A 1,971-nucleotide genomic window follows, 5' to 3' on the forward strand; every position below is an offset into this window, starting at 1 on the left:
GGTCAGGATGGTCCGGTTGCCGTCCGCCGCCACGTTCAGGCAGGTGACCGAGGTCGCGAGCGCACGTCGATCCACCAACGCGACGTCCACCCCCTTTGCGGTCAGCGCGGCCAGCACCCGGTCGGCATCGGCCTCTCCTGTCGGCCCCACGGTCCCGCAATAGGCCGTGCTCAGGCCAAGCATGGCCGTCTGCACCGCGACGTTGACGGCATTGCCACCCACCAGATCAGCCGTGACCGCACCGGTCAGCCGGTCGATGCAGTTGTCGCCAAGGGCTATCAGGTCGAACGCGGTCATCCGATCGTCGCCCCGCGCGAGGCCATGTTGTCCTTCAGGTCATGCAAGGCGAGGACGGGACGGCGATACCAGGTCTGGCCGTGAAAGAAGGGGCGTGTTTCCAGCTCCAGCCCGTCAAGCGCGGTCTCGCCGCCCTTGCCCAGCATCTTCTGCGCCAGCTTCATCCCAAGGTAGGACGACATGGCGACGCCGGTGCCGTTGTAACCGATGGCATAACCCATACGGCCGTGCAGCCCGACATGCGGCAGGTGGCTGAACGTGGCGCCGACAAAGCCGGTCCAGACATGCGCGATCTTCACGCCCTCCAGCTGCGGGAACAGCCGCAGGATGTTGCGGCGCACACGCGGCAGGCAGGCGGCAACGTTGCTCACGTTCACCGGAACCACGGTGCCGATCACCACCCGGTCGCCATCGGGCGAGGGTCGGTGATAGGTCACGTTCATCCGCGTGTCATAGACCATCGAGGCGCGGGGATAGAGCGCTTGGACCTTGGCAGGGTCCATCGCTTCGGTCGCCGTCACCACCGAGGCCAGCGAGACCACCCGCCGCCGCACCCACTTTGACGCGCCGTCGGTATAGCCGTCGGTCGCCATCACCAGATGCGCGGGGCGCACGGCGCGTTGCCCGGCCAGACAAGTGATATGATCGACATGATCCTCGATCCGCGACACCCTGCAGTGCGGCACGAAGCGGACGCCCGCCGCAAGGCAAAGCCGCACCAGCTCGGCCACCAGGCGACCGGGGTGCAGGCTGGCCCAGTCGGGCAAATGCACTCCGCCGTGAAATTGCGGCGAGGCGACGAAGTCGGACACCCGACCTTTCGGGATTTCCTCACCCTCGACCCCCAGCCGCGCGTTCTGGCGCAGGAAATGGCGCAGGCCTTCCATCCGGTCGGGCCGGTGGGCGCCGATGAAATGTCCGCAGATGCTGTAGTTGCAGGCGATGCCCTCTTCGGCCACGAACTGGCGCAGGTGGCGGTGGGCTTCGATCCCGGTCGAAAGGATGGCCCGTGCGCGGTCCTCGCCATATCTCCCGATGAAGTCATCGAGGTCCGGCTTCATCTCGGACGACACCTGCCCGCCGTTCCGGGTGGAGCAGCCCCAACCGATCTCGCCCGCATCGCAGACCACGACCTGCCGTCCGCCCCGCGCCAGATGCAGCGCGGTGTAGAGGCCGGTGAAGCCTGATCCCACCACCAGCACATCCTCGCGCGGCTCGACCGTCGCGGCGGGGACCTGTGGCAAGGCCATCTCGGCCCGCCACAAGGGGGTGTCGCTGAACCCGGCGAACATCTCAGTAGGCCACGCGTTTGTAGTAGCGCCGGGTCACCAGGGGGTGATCGCGCATCACCTCAAGATGCGCTGAAAGCCGCTCCAGCACGGTTGCGAGAAGCGCCGGAGCCAACATCGCCCGCAGATCGGACGACAGGCCGGTGGTCGCAAGATCGCGGGTATCCAGCACGGTCAGCTTGTCGGTGTAGCCCTTGGCAAAGGCGATCACGCGGTCGGTCAGCGGGCGGGTTTCATCCTCGCCTGCAAAGACCACGACCGAGACGCCCTTCTCCACCAGTTCCAGCGTGCCGTGGAAGAAGTCCGAGGCATGGACCGGTCGGGTGCGGATCCACTGCATCTCTTCGAGGATGCACATGCCGTAGTAATAGGCCTCGGGCCAGGC

Annotated in this window: 3 protein-coding genes; all 3 read right to left on the reverse strand. The window is 66.6% G+C overall.

Annotated elements, in window-relative coordinates:
• Nucleotides 1–297: PfkB family carbohydrate kinase (locus WBB85_RS11895; RefSeq protein WP_432638826.1), on the reverse strand; the 297-nt coding region annotated here is incomplete at its 3' end.
• Nucleotides 294–1,547 (reverse strand): NAD(P)/FAD-dependent oxidoreductase, encoded by a 1,254-nt coding sequence (locus WBB85_RS11900; protein WP_432638827.1) that lies wholly within the window; start codon nt 1,545–1,547, stop codon nt 294–296. The genes WBB85_RS11900 and WBB85_RS11895, both read right to left, overlap by 4 nt.
• A gap of 43 nt (nt 1,548–1,590) precedes the next feature.
• Nucleotides 1,591–1,971, reverse strand: a 381-nt coding sequence (locus WBB85_RS11905; RefSeq protein WP_432638828.1) for an SIS domain-containing protein, incomplete at its 5' end; no start/stop codon positions are given.

The sequence above is a fragment of the Albidovulum sp. genome, assembly GCF_049646345.1.
GTDB lineage: Bacteria > Pseudomonadota > Alphaproteobacteria > Rhodobacterales > Rhodobacteraceae > Albidovulum.